Origin of the sequence: Xanthomonas melonis (assembly GCF_020783655.1) — a bacterium.
GTDB lineage: Bacteria > Pseudomonadota > Gammaproteobacteria > Xanthomonadales > Xanthomonadaceae > Xanthomonas > Xanthomonas melonis.
In genome coordinates this window covers 39,572-57,055 of the sequence record NZ_JAJGQH010000022.1, presented here as the reverse complement: position 1 = coordinate 57,055, position 17,484 = coordinate 39,572, and the positions used below count along the sequence as shown (strand labels likewise).

The window sequence follows — 17,484 nt, the reverse complement described above, 5'->3', positions numbered from 1 at the left end:
ATCGCCGCCGTGCGCCGTGGCGACGATCGAGCGTCGATCCGCGGTCGGGCGATCGCGCATGCCGCCGCAGGCCGGCCTGGCTTGCGGGCACGGAGACGCCGCTCATGCCACGGCGCCGATGACAGACAGCGCCGCATCCGCGGCCGTGGCGCCGGGCAGCTGCCGAAGCTGCGCGCCCATGCGCCCGGCATGCGTGGACTAGCGCCGCTGCAACCAGCTCGATGGATCCACCGGCTGCCCGTTGCGGCGCAGTTCGAAATACAGCGCAGGCACGCCCTGCCCGCCAGAGCTGCCGACCTTGGCCACCGCGTCGCCGCGCTTGATCGACGCGCCGGCATCGCGCAACAAGGTGTCGTTGTGCGCGTACAGGCTCATGTAGCCGTTGCCGTGATCGACGATCAGGATCATGCCGTAGCCGGTCATCCAGTCGGAGAACACCACGGTGCCGTCGGCCACCGCGGTGACCGTGCTGCCCTTGGGCGCGCCGATCAGCACGCCCTTGCTGGTGTGGCCATCGGGCAAGGTGGCGTTGAAGCGTGCCAGCAGATTGCCGGCCACCGGCCAGCTGAGTCCGCCCACCTTGGGCGCTGGCGCGCTGGCGACGACCTTGGGCGGGGTCTTGCCGGCGCGCTCGGGGCGCTCGGACTTGCCGCGCTTGGCCTGCGCGGCGGCTTCGGCGGCGGCGTGTCTGGCGGCAGCACGGCGTTCGGCTTCGGCCTTGGCAGCGGCGGCGCGCAAGTTGGCCAGTAGCTGCTCCAGTGCCTTGGCGTCCTGGCCCAGGGCTTTCTCGCGTTCGGCGCGTTGCTTGTAGCGGTCGTCCAGCTGGGCGACGGTGGCGGCCTGTTGCGAGCGATCCTTCTGCAGGGTTGCCGCCTGCGCCTTCTGCTGCGCGCGTGCGGCATCCAGCGCCTGACGGCGGCTAGCGATGTCCTGTTCCACCTTCGCCAACGCATCCAGCTGGGTGGTGAGCGCGTGGATCTGTTGTGCACGGGCGTTCTGCACATAGCGGTGATCGGCCAGCATGCGCGTGGCATCGCCAACCGTGTCCTGCGACAGCAAGACCTTCAGCGGCGCGTTGCGGCCGACCTGGTCGGCGGCGCGCAGCAGAGCTGCCAGCTGCGCGCGCTGGCGCTGCAGGCCCTGCTGCAGGCGCGCACGATCCTGCTGCAGCGTGGACAGGTGCTGTTCCTGCGTGCGCATCGCCGCTTCGGTCTCGCTGAGCGCGCGCGCGGTCCTGGCGACCTTTTCGTCGGCCTGCCGCAGTTGTTTGGCGGCGGTGCCGCGCTTGCCTTCCAGCTCGCGTCGATCGGCGCTGATGGTCTTCAGCTCATCGCGCAGCTGCTGCAGCTTGCGTTCGGTCTCGCGCTGGCTTTGCGCCGTGACAGCGGCGCTGCCCAGCAGCAGGCAGGCCAGCACGGCCGCCGACAACCACCGGCGGCCATGGCCAGTGGCACGGACGAGCGGCAGGTGCGGCAGCGGTGCGGGCGAAGGGGGCAACGAAAGGTCCAGTGACTTCAGGCAGATGCGCGATTGTAGCCAAGCGTGATGTGATCGCCGCCACGTCCCCGAACGCCACTGCCGCACGAGGTTCAGCATGAAGTCCCCGCATCTTCTCCTGGCGTTGTCCCTGGTCTGCACGAGCGCCTGGGCCGACGACGACATCAGCAAGGTCAACGGCCGCATCGGCGCCGAGGCCGGCAAGGTCTACGGCAACCTGGAAACGGTCAACGGCTCCATCGAGGTCGCCGCCGGCGCGCAGACCAAGGATGTGGAAACGGTGAACGGCGGCATCCAGATCGGCAACGGTGCACGCACTGGTGGCGTGTCCACGGTCAACGGCGGGATTTCCGTCGGCCAGAAAGTGATCGTGTCCGGCGGGCTGGAAACGGTCAACGGCAGCGTGCTGGTGGAGCGCGGCAGCCGAATCAGTGGCGGCGTGGAAACGGTCAATGGTGGTATCGGGCTGGTGGGTACCGACCTCGGCAAAGGCATCGAGACGGTCAACGGCGACATCACCGTGGGCGTCGATTCGCACGTCCACGGTGGTATCCAGGTCGAAAAACCGAACTTCAGTTTCGCATTCAAGCCGGCGCGCAAGCCGCGGGTGGTGATCGGCCCGAATGCCGTCGTCGACGGGCCGCTGCAGTTCGAACGCGAGGTGAGCCTGTACGTGCACCGCACCGCCAAGATCGGTGCGGTCAGCGGCGCCACCGCGCGCAGCTTCGACAGCGACGTGGCACCGCAGGACTGAAGCCCTCGCCCGCGCATGCGGGCAACGGTGCCCGGCATGCACGCTACGCAGGGCCCATCGTGGCGTGCGGCGCCCAGACAGGCGCCAGCGCCGCCCTGCGTGCGCGTCGCCAGCCGGCCGCCGGCCAGCGCCGTAATGGCCGGGCTGCCCTGCCCGACCGCGCGTCCAGCCGGTGATCGGCGGTACGTCCGGGGCGGCCAATCCCATGCTCACCTCGCCCTCCGTCGCACGTTCTAAGATCGGGGCCTGGTTGCACGAGGAATTCCGATGCCCCGCAAGATCCTGTTGTGCCTGTCCGCGAGCCTGGCCCTGGCCGGCTGCCAGCGCGACGCTGCCGATGCGCCGGCTGCACCGACGGCGCAGACGCCGGCCGAGACCGCGCCCAGCGCACCGCCGAGTCGGCATGCGTTCTCGCCCGAGCTGACCCAAGGCGACTTCGCCGAGCTGGTCAAGACACTGGCTTCGGACGATTTCGAAGGCCGCGGTCCGGGCACTGCCGGCGAAGAAAAGACCGTCACCTATATTCGCGACCAGATGCAGCGCATCGGCCTGCAGCCGGGCAATGGCGACAGCTGGTACCAGGAAGTGCCGATGGTGGAGACCACTGCCGATGCCGCCACCGCGCCCAGCCTGCGCAGCGGTGAGCGGACCCGCACGCTGGCCTTCGGTCCCGACATCGTGGTGGGCACCCGCACCGGGCAGCCCGAGGTCAAGCTGGACAACAGCGAGCTGGTGTTCGTCGGCTATGGCGTGGATGCGCCCGAGCAGCAATGGAACGATTACGCCGGCCAGGACTGGAAGGGCAAGACGGTGGTGATGTTCGTCAACGACCCGGGCTTCCACAGCAATGATGCCAAGCTGTTCGACGGCAAGCGCATGACCTACTACGGGCGCTGGACCTACAAGTTCGAAGAAGCTGCGCGCAAGGGCGCGGCGGCGGCGTTGATCGTGCACGACACCCCTGGCGCCAGCTATGGCTGGGACGTGGTGAAGAACTCCTGGTCCGGTCCCCAGTACGACCTGCCAGCCAAGGAGGATCCGGATCCGCGGTTGCCGGTGCAGGGCTGGATCAGCGCCGAGACGGCCAAGCAGCTGTTCGCCGATGCCGGGCTGGATCTGGCGCAGGCTTACAAGGACGCCGGCAAGCGCGGCTTCAAGCCGGTGCCGTTGAAGGCCAGCTGGTCGGTGGATCTGAAGAGCAGCATCGCCGAAAAGACCTCGCGCAACGTGGTCGGCGTGCTACCCGGCACCACCCATGCCGACGAGGCGGTGCTGTACATGGCGCACTGGGATCACCTGGGCAAGCATCCGGGCGAAAGCGGCGACAACATCTACAACGGCGCGGTCGACAACGCCACCGGCGTGGCCGGGATCCTGGAGATCGCCGACGCCTTCGCCCATCAGGAGCCCAAGCCGGAACGCTCGGTGGTGTTCGTGGCGGTCACGTTGGAGGAATCGGGCCTGCTCGGTTCCAAGTACTACGTCGCCAATCCGAGCTTTCCGCTGGACAAGATCGCCGCGGTGATCAATCTGGACGCGATGTCGGTGGCGGGGCGCGCGCGCGATGTGACCGTGGTGGGCATGGGCAGCTCGGAGCTGGAAGACATCCTCAAGCCGATCGCCGCGATGCAGGGCCGCAGCCTGCATGCCGAAGCCACGCCGGAAAGCGGCTCGTACTTTCGTTCGGACCACTTCAATTTCGCCAAGGCCGGTGTGCCGGCGCTGTATGCCGACGGCGGCGAGGACCTGCGCGAAGGCGGCACCGCTGCCGGACGCGCGGCGGCGCAGGACTATGGACGCCACCGTTACCACGCACCCGGCGATCAGTACGATGCGGCCACCTGGAAACTCGACGGCACCATCGAAGACCTGCAGGCCATGTATGGCGTGGGCAAGGAAGTGGCGGTCGGCGGTCGTTGGCCGAACTGGTATGCGGGCAACCCGTTCAAGGCGGCACGCGATCGCATGATGGCCGGCAAGCCGGGAACGGGCGCACATGCCGCGTCGCAGCCAAGCGGGACGGACAACGCAGCGCAGCGTAGCGCTCCGGCAAAAAGATCTGTGCCGCAGACTCGCTGAGCGAATCGATCGCCCAGCTTCGCCCTGCGGCGGAGCAGCCGGTGAGCGTTACGGTACGACGGCAGGGCGATGACACAGCGGGCCTCCCTGGGAGGCCCGCTGTGTTCGTGCGTTGCGCCGCCTGCCATCCAATGCCCGGCAGCAGGTTATGTGCGCTGCCACCAGGCCGACAGCGACCGGCCGGGCAAACAGTGGCAGCACCGCCTCGGAGGCTTTCGCCAATGGCACGCGCCGTCACGCAGGACAGCACGCACCCGCGCATCAATCCTGTTCGGCGCTGACCACGTGGCCGTCTTCCGGGTCCACATGCAGTTCCACCTTCCGCCCGTCGCGCTTGGCATCGGCCTTCCACAGACCGTCCTTGAACTCCAGGTCGTGCACCTCGGAATAGCCGCCGGTGGAGAGGGCGGCGCGTACGTCCGCTTCGGTCAGGCGCGAGGTGGTCTGATCGCCATAGATGCGGCCGGTGACCGGATCGATGTGCACGTCGACATCCTTGCCATCTCCGCTGCGTGCGTCTGCCGTCCACACGCCGTGTTCGAACTTGACGTCGTGCACCTTGGTGTAGCCCTTGGCGGTCAGCATGCGGGTGACCTCGTTGCTGGTCAGCGCTTTGGCCGGCTTGTCGGCCGCCTGCGCGACCATCGCGTACGAGGCCAGCGCCAGCGCCCCGACCAAGGCGGTTTTCATCAATCGCTGCGTCATCGTCGTGCTCCTCACAGTGAAGTGCGCCGATGCTGAGCCCGCCGTAATCGATGGCAGGTGAAAAACGCAGAACGGCTGCAGAGGAAGTTCATGCACCTGAAATCGGCGTGATCCTCGCTGTCGTCCTCTGCGTGGTGATGACATGCAGGTCCAGGCATCCAAACCGGTACCGCCAGTTTGTCCTGCGCCTGCAGGGATGGGCCACCGCTGCGTGGCCACGACCGAAGAGCCGCCTTGCGGCGGCTCTCCTCGTTCTGCATCACTTGTCCTCAGCGCTTGGAACGCATGACGCCGGCTGCGCGTGTCGTTCGCGTCGCCTGCGGCGACAGGATCGACATCTGCGGCTTGGCGGTCCCGTCCTTGTTGGGGTGCACGTTGTAGGCGTAGGAAAGATTCCACCACGAGCCGGCCGCCCACCAGGTCCAGCCCAACCACACATCGGCGTTGGTCTCCAGGAAGGCGAGCATGCCCTGCAGTGCCTGGTTGCACACTGCATTGTTGGCGGTACCGAACTCGGCCAGAAAACCGCGCTTGTTGTGGATGCGCAGCCACTGGGTGAAGTTGCGCAGGCGATCGGCACCGATGGTGGGGCTGACGCAAACGCTGCTGGTACCGCTGGAATCGGCGTCCAGATACTGATGCACTTCGAAGGCGTACCGATTGAGCGGGTCGTAGATGGAGGCCAGTGCAACGGCGTTGGAGTACCCATCGCTGGTCGGCGAGTACCAGCTGTGCGCACCGGTCCACGACGCCCCCGGCACCAGGATCAGATTGTCGGCACCGGTGGCACGGATGGTGTCGATGGCTGCCTGTGCGGCGCCGGCCCACTGACTGGACGAGATGTTGTAAGGCTCGTTCATCAGCCCGAAGATCACAGCGTTGTCGCCTTTGAACACCAGCGCCAGGCGACGCCACAGATCGGTGAAGGTGGCAACCGGAACTTCCGGCCCGCCGATCAGGTAGCCGTAGTACTTGGCGTAGTTATGGATATCCAGCACCAGGTACATGCCCGATGCCTTGGCGCGTGCCACCGCCTGTTGCACCAGCGCCAGTTGCGCCGGATCCAGCTCGCCGCGCGCGCTGGGCTGCAGGCGTTCCCACAGGATGGGAAGGCGCACGGTATTCATGCCGACGCCGGCGAAATAACTGTAATCGCTGGCCGAGGCGTACATGTAATCCTTGTTGAGGACCCCGGGTTTTTTCGAGGAAGCGAACTCCGCGCCGGACAGATTGACGCCGGCATACGTGAGCGCGCGGGTTTGTGCCTGCACCTGCGGCAACATGCCGAGCAGAAGCAGCAACAGGACGCAGCGAACGATGCCGCGTGGCGGGACAGAAACGACAGACATGGAAAGACTCCTGGCGACGAGGTGGGGGATGCGTCGCAGCTGATTGCGTACGATCTGCGCGCAGTGCGGCGCATCGATGCACAGCAGTGCATCGGCCGTGCCTAAACGCCGTCTTCACTGAACGCGGCTGAATGTGTGGATTCATCCGCAGTCATGAAGTGCGTAGAGCACGCTTGTCGTAAGGCGCTGGTACGCTCGAGGCGAATGGCGCGATGCCACGTCAGCGGCATCGCGGCAAAGGCCGTACCTGCGTCAGCAACCGGGCGTATGGATGCGCCTGCTGTCGGTGCGGTGACGCCGGCCTACCGACGCGCGGCGCAGGCGACCATCGGCGACCGCCGCATGCGACAGGCGCGGTGGTCACCGCGCCTGCGTGTCCCCGGAACGTGTCGTCTACTTGGCGCGTCGCGCGGCGCGCGCGCTCAGCAGTGCCATCTGCGGTTTGTCGCGCCCCTGGGCGTCGGGATGCACGTTGAACGGATAACGTGCCCTCCACCATGCGCCAGCAGCCCACCATGTCCAGCCCAACCAGACATCGCCATTGCCCTCCAGATACCCCAACATGCCTTCCAGTGCGCGATTGCAGGTGACGTTGTTGGCGGTGCCGAATTCGCCCAGAAAGCCGCGCTTGCGGTGGATGCGCAGCCATTGGGTAAAACTGCGCAAGCGCTCCACGCCGACGGTGGCGCTGACGCAGCCGGCGGTGGTGCCGCTGGAATCGGCATCCAGATACTGATGCACCTCGATGGCATAGCGGTTCAGCGGATCGTTGATGGACGCCATGGCCACCGCGTTGGATTGGCCGGCAACGGTCGAGTACCAACTGTGCGCCCCGCTCCACAGCGCGCCCGGTACCAGGATCAGGTTATTGGCGCCGGTCTTGCGAATCGTGTCGATGGATGCCTGTGCGGCGCCGGCCCAGGCGCGTGGATCGATACCGTAAGGCTCGTTCATCAGGCCGAAGATCACGCTGTTGTCGTTCTTGAAGGCGAGGGCCAGCCGCCGCCATAGATCGGCGAAGGTGGCGATCGGTACGCGCGTGCTGCCGATCTTCTGCCCGTAGTACCTGGCGTAATTGTGCACGTCCAGGATCAAGTACATCTTGGACGCCTTGGCGTTGGCGACGGCCTGCCGGATCGCGGCCAGCTGCGCTGGATCCAGTGCACCGCCGGCTCTGGGCTGCAGGCGCTCCCACAGGATGGGCAAGCGGATCGTGTTCATCTGCTTGCCGGCGAAGTAGTCGTACTCATCGGCGTCGGGATAGCGGTAGTCGACGCCGGCGATGCCGGGTTTTTGCGAGGATTTGATCTCTGCGCCAGAGAGATTGACGCCGACGAACTTCAGCCGGTTGCCGCTCTGTGCCTGCGCCAACGGCATGAGGACGAGCAACAGCAGCAGCAACGACATGCGCGCGCAGCTAAGCAGCCGGCGCAACCGGGTGGGGGAAGAGAACATGGGCACTCCTGATACACGCGGGGGGAGATGCAGCGCCGTGGCCTGGATCTGCACTCGGCATCGCGACGCCGCACTACCGCTCAGCCTAAGCGCACGCGCATCGGCAAACTACGCATGCGAGGTATCGCAGCGGCAAGCTGTGCAGCACTTCTCAGTCGAACTGCCGACGCCGTGCGGTGATGCATGCAGGCCGCGCATGGCAATACCCGATGCGCGCAGCAAGTCTGGAGTCGATCGCAGGTCGCGGCGCCGTGGCGGATACCGCTGGCTCGATAAGGCGTGTGTCGGTGCGCAGATGCGCGGTGCGTAGATGTGCCGTCGCGTCCTGCCACTGGCCGCGTGTCGCCCGTCGCAGCCGCAGCGGCTAGGCTGCGGCCAGTCAGACGGGCAAGGCGACGGGTTATCTGGCGGCGCGCTGCGCGTACTTGCTCAGGATCTTCATCTGCGGCTTGTCGCTGCCGTCCTTGCCCGGCTGTACGGTGAAGGGGTAGTCGGGCTTCCACCACGCGCCGGCCGCCCACCAGGTCCAGCCCAGCCACACATCGCTGTTCTTTTCCATGTAGGTCAGCATGGCTTCCAGCGCCTTGTTGCAGACCGGATTGTCGGCAGTGGCGAATTCGCCCAGGAAGCCCTTCTGCTTGTTCTCGCGCAGCCAGGCGGTGAAGCCACGCAGTTTCTCCTCGCCCACGGTCTCGCTGGTGCACACCGGCTTGGTGCCGCTGTAGTCGCCATCCAGGTACTGGTGCGCCTCGAATGCCAGATGATTGCCGGGATCCTTGAGTACCTGCAGCGCCTTGGCGTTGGAGACGCCATAACTGGTGCTGCGCCAGCTATGCGCACCGGTGTAGGCGGTGCCGGGCACCAGGATCAGGTTGTTCGCGCCGGTCTTGCGGATGGCGTTGATCGCCGCCTGCGCGGCGTTGGCCCAGTCCGGCGCGGAAATGCCATTGGGCTCGTTCATCAGCCCGAAGATCACCGCCTTCTCGCCCTTGAATTCCAGCGCCAGCCGTCGCCACAGGTCCGCCACGGCGGTCGCCGGCGCCTCGTCGCTGCCGATGCGCTTGCCGTTGTACTTGGCGTAGTTGTGCAGATCCAGGATCAGCACCTGCTTGTTGGCCTTGGCGGCGGCGAGCGATTTCCTGATCAGCCCGAGCTGGGTCTGATCCAGCGGGCCGTTGAGCGTGGGCTGCACGCGTTCCCACAGAAATGGCAGGCGAATCGTGTTCATGCCCTTGCCGGCGAAATAGCTGAAATCCGCGGCGCTGGGGTAGGTGTAGTCCTTGAACAGGGTGCCGGGCTTCTTGCGCGAATTGAATTCCGCACCGGACAGGTTGACGCCAACATATTTCAGGCCGGTAGACGCCTTGTGCGGGCTATCGGGCTCCTTGGCGTGGACCAGCGGCACCGCCGCCAGCAGCGAGAGCGCCAGTGCAGCAAGACGCAGGCGGGCAAGGTGTGGGGGAGCGCGGAACATGGAAGCCTCCTTCGGCATCGACGTGGGGCCGCGGGGGGAGGGCACGGCCAGGGGGGATGGTGCAGCGCGAACCGCACCTTCGTCAGCCTAGAAGCTCCGGCGTTAGCGCGTCATTCACGCGGGCGTGCCTGCATCGGGTCGTGCGCGCCCTGCACACGCCGTGTCATGCCGCTACGCTAGCGTTCGCAAGAGGATGCGCAAAACGCACTGTCGCAGGAGTGCGACGCCAGCGTGCTCTAACCTAGCGTGTCCTAACGTATCGCCCTTCGTCATCTTGCCGTGCGTGGCGTTTGCAGCTGCTGCCCACGGCCCTCATCCCGGAGTCTCCCATGAGCCAAGCCCACGCATACGCCGCCCAGGCCGCAGACCAGCCGCTTGCCCCGTTCGTGTTCGAGCGGCGCGCGCCCGGCCCCAACGACGTGCAGATCGACATCGCTTATTGCGGTGTCTGTCACTCGGACCTGCACACCGCACGCAACGAATGGCACAACACGCTGTACCCGTCCGTTCCCGGCCACGAAATCGTCGGCCGTGTGACGGCGGTCGGCAACGCGGTGACCGGCTTCAAGGTCGGCGACCTGGCCGGCGTTGGTTGCATGGTCGACAGCTGCCGCAGCTGTGCCTCCTGCCAGGAAGGCGAGGAGCAGTACTGCGAAGCCGGCTTCACCGGCACCTACAACGGCCCGATGTTCGGTGGCGGCGAGAACACCTACGGCGGTTACTCCGACCATATCGTGGTCGACCAGAAATATGTGCTGCGTATTTCGCACACCGACAACCTGGCCGCGGTGGCGCCGCTGCTGTGCGCCGGCATCACCACCTACTCGCCGCTGGCACACTGGAAGGTGGGCCCGGGCCAGAAGGTGGGTGTGGTCGGTCTCGGCGGCCTGGGCCACATGGGAGTCAAGATCGCCAAGGCGATGGGCGCCACGGTGGTGCTGTTCACCACCTCCGAAAGCAAGCGCGCCGATGCGCTGCGCCTGGGCGCCAGCGAAGTGGTGATCTCCAAGGACGAGGCGCAGATGGCGGCGCAGTACAACACCCTGGATTTCATCCTCAACACCGTGGCCGCGCCGCACAACCTGGACCCGTTCCTCAACGCGCTCAAGCGTGACGGCGCGATGGTGCTGGTGGGCGTACCCGAGCAGTCGCACCCGTCGCCGGCGGTGTTCAACCTGGTGATGAAGCGCCGCACCCTGGCCGGCTCGCTGATCGGCGGCATCCGCCAGACCCAGGAAATGCTGGATTTCTGCGCCAAGCACAACATCGTCTCGGACATCGAAACCATCCGCGCCGACCAGATCAACGACGCCTACGAGCGCATGCTCAAGAGCGACGTGAAATACCGCTTCGTGATCGATATGGCGACGTTGGATAAGGCGGCTTGATTAGTTAGCGCATCAGCCGTGCTGCCATTGCCTGTGTCGCTGTCGGACATAGGCGATGGCGCGCGGCGCGCAGCAATGTGTGACACACGCAGCCAACCAAATTTGTGCATGTCAACGTTAACCGGATGCTTGCTGGATGACCTCTTTACAGAGCACCACCCACTCACCTGAGAAATTCGCGTAGTTGGTCAGGGCATCATAGAAGGCTCGCAAATCCATCTCTGAGAACGTATTGAGATGTGCAACAAACGAGGGGTCGTAGTGATGACCAACCTTATTGCGGAAGTCCGCAAAGGCTTCGATGCCGTCTAATGGATAGCTTCTCTTAAGAGCCTTAATCTTAGCTAGGAGTGTGGATGTGTTTGCGCCGCTCGAGGCTGCGATGCTCCGCAAGTTTGCGTTGCCAGTGTTATAGAACCATGTCCTGGCTTCATAAAGCATAGAGACGATATCACCCATCCAAAGCAAACGAACCAGCCCTTCTCTGGTTGAGTTTTCGAAGGTGACGACATACCGAAGAATGTCACAGTGAAGAATTGCAGCTGCGGCCCATGTGTGTCGCTGAACTTCTGGATAGTGAGCATTTTTAGCAGACACCGCAGCCTTAAAAGCTCGTTCGGCGTTGATTGATGCCGTCGTAATTCCTTCGAAGTGGCGAGTTGACTGATTCAAGGCCTAGCATCCCCTCACGCCGCGGCCGGCTCCTTGACCTGCGCTTTCACGCCCAGCAGCTGCACGATGCTGCCGGCCGCGTCGCGGCCTTCGGCCACTGCGGTCACCACCAGGTCGGCACCGCGCACGCAGTCGCCGCCGGCGAACAGGCGAGGGTTGCTGGTCTGGTAGGGCAGGCGGCCATTGCCGTCGGCCGGGGCGACGATGCGGCCATTGCTGCCGGCTTCCACGCCTTGCGATGACAGCCAGTCGGGCAGGGTGGGCGAGAAGCCGAAGGCGATGATCACCACGTCCGCTTCCAGCAGCGATTCGCTGCCTTCCACCGGCACCGCGTTGCGGCGGCCACTGGCGTCGGGCTCGCCGAGTTTGGTTTCCACCACGGTCACGCCGATGGCTTCGTCGTCGGCGCCGGATTCGATCGACAGCGGCTGGCGGTTGAAGAGGAAGCGCACGCCTTCTTCGCGCGCGTTGGCCACCTCACGCGCCGAGCCGGGCATGCTGGCTTCGTCGCGGCGGTAGGCGCAGGTGACTTTGGCCGCGCCCAGGCGAATGGCGCTGCGCACGCAGTCCATGCCGGTGTCGCCGCCGCCCAGCACCACCACGCGCTTGCCGCTGAGGTCGGGCAGGGCGAGCTGGTCTTCCCAGCCGGCGATCGGCCGGCCGTGCGGGTCGTTGCCGCTGACGATGCGGCTGTTCTGCACCAGGAACGGCAGCGCCGGTAGCACGTTCTTCAGATCCTGCCCGGGCAGGCCGCCGTCGGTGTAGCGGTAGGCGCCGGTGCCCAGGAACACCGCATCGTATTCGCCCAGCAATTGTTCGATGCCGATGTCGCGGCCCACTTCCACGCCCAGGCGGAACTGCACGCCCATGCCTTCGAGGATCTCGCGGCGCTTGCCGATCACCGACTTGTCCAGCTTGAAGCTGGGAATGCCGAACTGCAGCAGCCCGCCGATCTGCTCATAGCGGTCGTACACCACCGCTTCGACACCGGCACGCGCCAAGCGATCGGCGCAGGCCAGACCTGCAGGACCGGCGCCGATGACCGCGACGCGGTGGCCGGTCGGCTGCACGTTGCCCAGGTCCGGGCGCCAGCCCATCTTGAAGGCGGTGTCGACGATGTATTTTTCCACCGCACCGATGGTGACCGCGCCGAATTCCTCCAGTGTGCAGCTGCCTTCGCACAGGCGGTCCTGCGGACACACGCGCCCGCACACTTCCGGCAGCGGATTGGTGGAGTGGCACAGCGCGGCGGCTTCGGTGATGCGGTTTTCCTGCACCAGCTGCAGCCACTGCGGGATGGCGTTATGCACAGGGCACTTCCAGCTGCAGTACGGATTGCCGCAGTCCAGGCAGCGGCCGGCCTGATACTGCGCATCGGCCTTGTCGAACTTGCCGTACAACTCGCCCCAGTCGCCGGACGTGCGCAGCTCCACCGGAATGCGCGTGGGCATGGTCCGGGGCAGGTCGAGGAATTGGAAGGCTTGCTTGCGGCTCATAAGAAAATCCGTGGCTGATTCCCTTCTCCCGCGTGCGGGAGAAGGTGCCCCGAAGGGGCGGATGAGGGGGGCAGGCCACTGCCCTCACCCCCAGCCCCTCTCCCGCGCGCGGGAGAGGGGGGCAAAAACTCAGGCGGCCCGCCTGAGCGACTCCGTCAGCGACTCGATACTGGCGGCCTTGGGTTTGACCAGCCAGAACTTGCCGATGTAGTCGCGGAACTCGTCCAGGATCTGCTGCGCCCAGATGCTGCCGGTCAGCTCGCGGTGGCGGCTGATCAGGGTGTGCAGGTGCTGGCGATGGTTCTCGAAGCCTTCGGCCGAGACGCGGTGGATGTCGATCAGCTCGTGGTTGTAGCGGTCCACGAAGTCGCGTTCGATATCCAGCACATAGGCCAGGCCACCGGTGAAACCGGCGCCGAAGTTCAGGCCCACCTTGCCCAGCACCAGCACCACGCCGTCGGTCATGTATTCGCAGCAGTGGTCGCCGGCGCCTTCCACCACCGCCAGCGCGCCGGAGTTGCGCACCGCAAAGCGCTCGCCGGCGCGCCCGGCCGCGAACAGCTCGCCGCCGGTGGCGCCGTACAGGCAGGTATTGCCCACGATCGGCGTGTTGCGCGCCTCGAAGCGCGCGCCGCGCGGTGGGCGTACCACCAGCCGGCCGCCGGCCATGCCCTTGCCGACGTAGTCGTTGGCTTCGCCTTCCAGTTCCAGCTGCAGGCCACCGGCGTTGAACGCGCCGAAGCTCTGCCCGGCGGTGCCGCGAAAGCGCAGGTTCAACGGCGCATCGCTCATGCCGTGGTTGCCATGCACGCGCGCGATGGCGCCGGACAGGCGTGCACCGATCGAGCGGTCGGTGTTGTGGATCAGGAAGCGATGATCGCCGCCGGTCTTGTTGGCGATGGCATCGGCGAGCAAGCCATCCATCTGCGTGGCCAGGCTGTCCGGCGATTCGTACAGGCGCTGGGCGGCGCAGTGGCTGCCGTCGTACTGCGCATGGGTGAGCAGGCGCGAGAGGTCGACCTTGACGCCCGGACGCGGGGAGACGTCCAGCTGTTCGAGCAGGTCGGTGCGGCCGACGATCTCGTCCAGCGAGCGCACCCCCAGGTAGGACAGCCACTGCCGCACTTCTTCGGCCAGCAGGCGGAAGAAATGCTCCACCCGTTCCGGCAGGCCGGTGAAGTAGCCGGCACGCAGGCGCTCGTCCTGGGTGGCCACGCCGGTGGCGCAGTTGTTGAGGTGGCAGATGCGCAGGTACTTGCAGCCCAGCACGATCATCGGCGCGGTGCCGAAGCCGAAACTGTCGGCGCCGAGCAATGCGGCCTTGACCACGTCCAGGCCGGTCTTCAGGCCGCCATCGGTCTGCAGGATGGTGCGCGCCCGCAGGTCGTTGGCCACCAATGCCTGGTGCGACTCGGCCACGCCCAGTTCCCACGGCACGCCGGCATAGCGGATCGAGCTGACCGGGCTGGCACCGGTGCCGCCGTCATGGCCGGACACGGTGATCAGGTCGGCGCCGGCCTTGACCACGCCAGCGGCAATCGTGCCGACACCGGCATGGGCCACCAGCTTCACCGACACCAGCGCGCTCGGGTTGACCTGCTTGAGGTCGTAGATCAGCTGGGCCAGGTCTTCGATCGAATAGATGTCGTGATGCGGCGGCGGCGAGATCAGGCCGATGCCGGGCTTGGCGTAACGCAGCCGGGCGATCAGCTCGTTGACCTTGTGGCCGGGCAACTGGCCGCCTTCGCCGGGCTTGGCGCCCTGGGCGACCTTGATCTGCAGCACTTCGGCATTGACCAGGTACTCCGGGGTCACGCCGAAGCGGCCGGAGGCCACCTGCTTGATCTTGGAGCGCTTCTCGGTGCCGTAGCGGGCCGGGTCTTCGCCGCCTTCGCCGGAGTTGCTGCGTCCGCCCAGGCGGTTCATCGCAATGGCCAGCGCCTCGTGCGCCTCGGGCGACAACGCGCCCAGGCTGATCGCGGCGCTGTCGAAGCGGCGCAGCACGTCCGATGCAGGCGCCACCTCGTCCAGCGGGGTCGGGGTGGTGGCACGCTTGAGCTGCACCAGGTCGCGCAGCGTGGAAGCCGGGCGCGCATGCACCGCGTCCACGTACTTCTGCCAGTCGCCGGCGTCGCCGGTGCGGGTGGCGCGCTGCAGCGTCATGACCACGTCGGGGTTGTACATGTGGTACTCGCCGCCGTGCACGTACTTGAGCAGGCCGCCCACTTCCGGCTTGAGCTGGTCGTTCCAGGCGCGTGCGGTGAGCTCGCGCGCCTCGGTGTCCAGCCGCGCCAGGCTCACGCCGCCGATGCGCGCGGGCGTCTCGGCAAAGCACAGTTCCACCACGTCCGGGTCCAGCCCGACGATTTCGAACAGCTGCGCGCCGCGGTAGCTGGCGATGGTGCAGATGCCCATCTTGGAGATGATCTTGGACAGGCCCTTGTAGATACCCTTGCGGTAGCGGCGGCCGATCTGCGACTGCTCGCCGCCCTTGCTCAGCTGCAGGATGCCGCGCCGGCCCAGGTCGAACAGGGTCTGGTAGGCCAGGTACGGATACACCGCGGTGGCGCCGACACCGAGCAGGCAGGCCATGTGGTGGGCATCGCGCGCGGTGCCGGTCTCGATGATCAGGTTGACGTCGCAGCGCAGGCCCACCTTGCACAGATGGTGATGCACCGCGCCGGTGGCCAGCAGCGCATGCGCCATCGGCCGGTCCGGCACCGGGTAACGGTCGGACAGCAGCAGCATGACCGCGCCATCGCGCGCGGCGGCCTCCACTTCCTGGCAGATGCGTTCCAGCCCGGCCTTGAGCCCTTCCTCCACGCTGTAGGACAGGTCGATCAGGCGGTTGCGCTCGACGTACTGCTCCATCTTGAGCAGCTGGCGCAGTTTGCGCTGGCTGAGTACCGGCGAGTTGAGGATGACGTGGTTCACCGTCTCCGCGCCGGCATGGAAGATGTTGGTCTCCTTGCCGAGCTGGGTGGTGAGCGACATCGCGATGCCTTCGCGCAGCGGGTCGATCGGCGGGTTGGTGACCTGCGCGAACGCCTGGCGGAAGTAGTCGTACAGCGGCCGGGTCTGGCGGCTGAGTACCGCCATCGGGGTGTCGTCGCCCATCGAGCCGGTGGCTTCCTGCTCGGTTTCGGCCAGCGGACGCAGCACCTGCTCCACTTCCTCGGTGCTGAGCTGGAACAGTTTGTGATAGCTGCGCAGGGTCTGCTCGCTGAAGGGCTCTTCCACCAGCGAGGGGTCGATCAGTTCGGTCTGCAGATAGGTCACGCCCTGCTGCAGCCATTGCTTGTATGGCGCGCGCGCGCGGTTGATGCGGTCGATGGCGTCCGAGTCCAGCAGGTCGCCGCGCTTGAGGTCGATCGCCATCATCTCGCCCGGGCCGAGCTTGCCCTTGCGGGTGATGCGCTCGGCCGGCAGTTCCCACACACCGGCCTCGGAGGCGACCAGGAAATGGCGGTCGGAGGTCAGCATCCAGCGCGCCGGGCGCAGGCCGTTGCGGTCGAGCATGCAGGCCGCATAGCGGCTGTCGCAGGCCACGATGCCGGCCGGGCCGTCCCACGGCTCGGTGTTGAGGCCATAGAACTCGTAGAACGCGGCCAGGTCGGCGTCCTTGAACTCCAGCGACTGAGTGGCCGGCGGCACCAGGATGCGCAGCGCCTGCAGCAGGTCCATGCCGCCGGCGATCAGCAGCTCGAGCATGTTGTCCAGGCTCTGCGAGTCCGAGCCATGCATGGAGATCACCGGATCGAACTGCGCGATATCGAAGCGCGGGGTCTGCCACACCTTGCTGCGCGCCTGCGCCCAGCGGCGGTTGCCTTCGATGGTATTGATCTCGCCGTTGTGGGCGAGCAGGCGGAACGGATGCGCCAGCGGCCAGCGCGGCAGCGTGTTGGTGGAAAAACGCTGGTGGAAGACAATTGCGCTGGAGGACAGGTCGCTGCGCTGCAGGTCCGGGTAGAACGTGCTCAGTTTGTCCGGCAGCACCATGCCCTTGTAGCTGATGCCATTGGGCGACAGCGTGGTGACGTAGAAGTCCTGCACGTCCTGCAGCTGCTGTTCGGCGCGGCGGCGCGCCAGGAACAATGCCAGGGTGAAGGCGTCTTCGGTCTGTTCCGCACCGGCGTCGACGAAGACCTGCTCGATGCGGGGCAAGGTATCGCGCGCCAGCTGGCCGCACACGCTGTCGTCGGTGGGCACCACACGCCAGCCACGCAGCTGCGCGCCGGCGCTGAGCAACTGGCTTTCCAGCTCGGCGCGGCAACGCGCGGCCTCGGCGGCGTCCAGCGGCAGGAACACCACACCGGCCGCGTAGCGCGTGCCCACAGGGATGCCGGCATCGCGGGCCAGCCCGCGCAGGAACGCATCGGGTTTGCGGATCAGCAGGCCGCAGCCGTCGCCGGTGAGCCCGTCGGCGGCCACGCCGCCGCGGTGGGTCATGCGCGAAAGCGCTGCAATCGCGGTGTCCACCAGCGAGCGGGAAGGCTGGTCGTCCAACTGGGCGACCATGCCGAAACCACAGGCGTCGCGCTCGTCGCGTACGCCGTTGTAGAGACCGTAGTCGTTGAGCCCTTGGCGAGTGCGGGGGGCCATGTCTGCCTCGTTG

General features: G+C 66.4%; 11 protein-coding genes. 3 read left to right on the top strand and 8 right to left on the bottom strand.

Annotated elements, in window-relative coordinates; genetic code table 11:
• Positions 1-198 precede the first annotated feature (198 nt).
• Positions 199-1,497 carry a murein hydrolase activator EnvC family protein gene (locus tag LL964_RS19090; RefSeq protein ID WP_208621471.1) on the bottom strand — a complete coding sequence of 433 codons (1,299 nt, stop codon included), beginning with the start codon at positions 1,495-1,497 and terminating at the stop codon, positions 199-201.
• A gap of 97 nt (positions 1,498-1,594) precedes the next feature.
• Here LL964_RS19090 and LL964_RS19085 point away from each other — a divergent pair, with 97 nt between their 5' ends.
• Complete coding sequence (locus tag LL964_RS19085) at positions 1,595-2,251, top strand: DUF4097 family beta strand repeat-containing protein (RefSeq protein ID WP_104588184.1); 657 nt, start codon at positions 1,595-1,597, stop codon at positions 2,249-2,251.
• 267 nt (positions 2,252-2,518) lie between these two features.
• Positions 2,519-4,330, top strand: a complete 1,812-nt coding sequence (locus LL964_RS19080; protein ID WP_104588183.1) for a M28 family metallopeptidase — start codon at positions 2,519-2,521, stop codon at positions 4,328-4,330.
• A 261-nt stretch (positions 4,331-4,591) separates the two neighbouring features.
• Here LL964_RS19080 and LL964_RS19075 read toward each other — a convergent pair whose 3' ends face one another.
• The 4 genes from LL964_RS19075 to LL964_RS19060 all read right to left on the bottom strand — a co-directional run bounded on the left by LL964_RS19075 (position 4,592) and on the right by LL964_RS19060 (position 9,313).
• Positions 4,592-5,035, bottom strand: a complete 444-nt coding sequence (locus LL964_RS19075; RefSeq protein ID WP_146092402.1) for a PepSY domain-containing protein — start codon at positions 5,033-5,035, stop codon at positions 4,592-4,594.
• 269 nt (positions 5,036-5,304) lie between these two features.
• Positions 5,305-6,384 carry a glycoside hydrolase family 5 protein gene (locus tag LL964_RS19070; protein WP_104588182.1) on the bottom strand — a complete coding sequence of 360 codons (1,080 nt, stop codon included), beginning with the start codon at positions 6,382-6,384 and terminating at the stop codon, positions 5,305-5,307.
• Positions 6,385-6,777: 393 nt separating this feature from the next.
• Positions 6,778-7,773 carry a glycoside hydrolase family 5 protein gene (locus LL964_RS19065; RefSeq protein WP_228329506.1) on the bottom strand — a complete coding sequence of 332 codons (996 nt, stop codon included), beginning with the start codon at positions 7,771-7,773 and terminating at the stop codon, positions 6,778-6,780.
• 466 nt (positions 7,774-8,239) lie between these two features.
• Positions 8,240-9,313 carry a glycoside hydrolase family 5 protein gene (locus tag LL964_RS19060; protein ID WP_104588180.1) on the bottom strand — a complete coding sequence of 358 codons (1,074 nt, stop codon included), beginning with the start codon at positions 9,311-9,313 and terminating at the stop codon, positions 8,240-8,242.
• A 329-nt stretch (positions 9,314-9,642) separates the two neighbouring features.
• Between LL964_RS19060 and LL964_RS19055 the strand changes: the two genes are divergently transcribed.
• Complete coding sequence (locus LL964_RS19055) at positions 9,643-10,701, top strand: NAD(P)-dependent alcohol dehydrogenase (RefSeq protein WP_104588179.1); 1,059 nt, start codon at positions 9,643-9,645, stop codon at positions 10,699-10,701.
• A gap of 117 nt (positions 10,702-10,818) precedes the next feature.
• On the opposite strand, the gene LL964_RS19050 is transcribed toward LL964_RS19055, so the two are convergent.
• From LL964_RS19050 to gltB, 3 genes are all read right to left on the bottom strand, one after another.
• Entirely contained in the window at positions 10,819-11,373 is a 555-nt protein-coding gene (locus tag LL964_RS19050) for a hypothetical protein (RefSeq protein WP_146092401.1), read from the bottom strand.
• Positions 11,374-11,387: 14 nt separating this feature from the next.
• Positions 11,388-12,869: an FAD-dependent oxidoreductase gene (locus LL964_RS19045; RefSeq protein ID WP_104588177.1), complete on the bottom strand. Its 1,482-nt coding sequence runs from the start codon at positions 12,867-12,869 to the stop codon at positions 11,388-11,390.
• Positions 12,870-12,998: 129 nt separating this feature from the next.
• Positions 12,999-17,471: a glutamate synthase large subunit gene (gene gltB, locus LL964_RS19040; RefSeq protein ID WP_104588176.1), complete on the bottom strand. Its 4,473-nt coding sequence runs from the start codon at positions 17,469-17,471 to the stop codon at positions 12,999-13,001.
• Positions 17,472-17,484 lie beyond the last annotated feature (13 nt).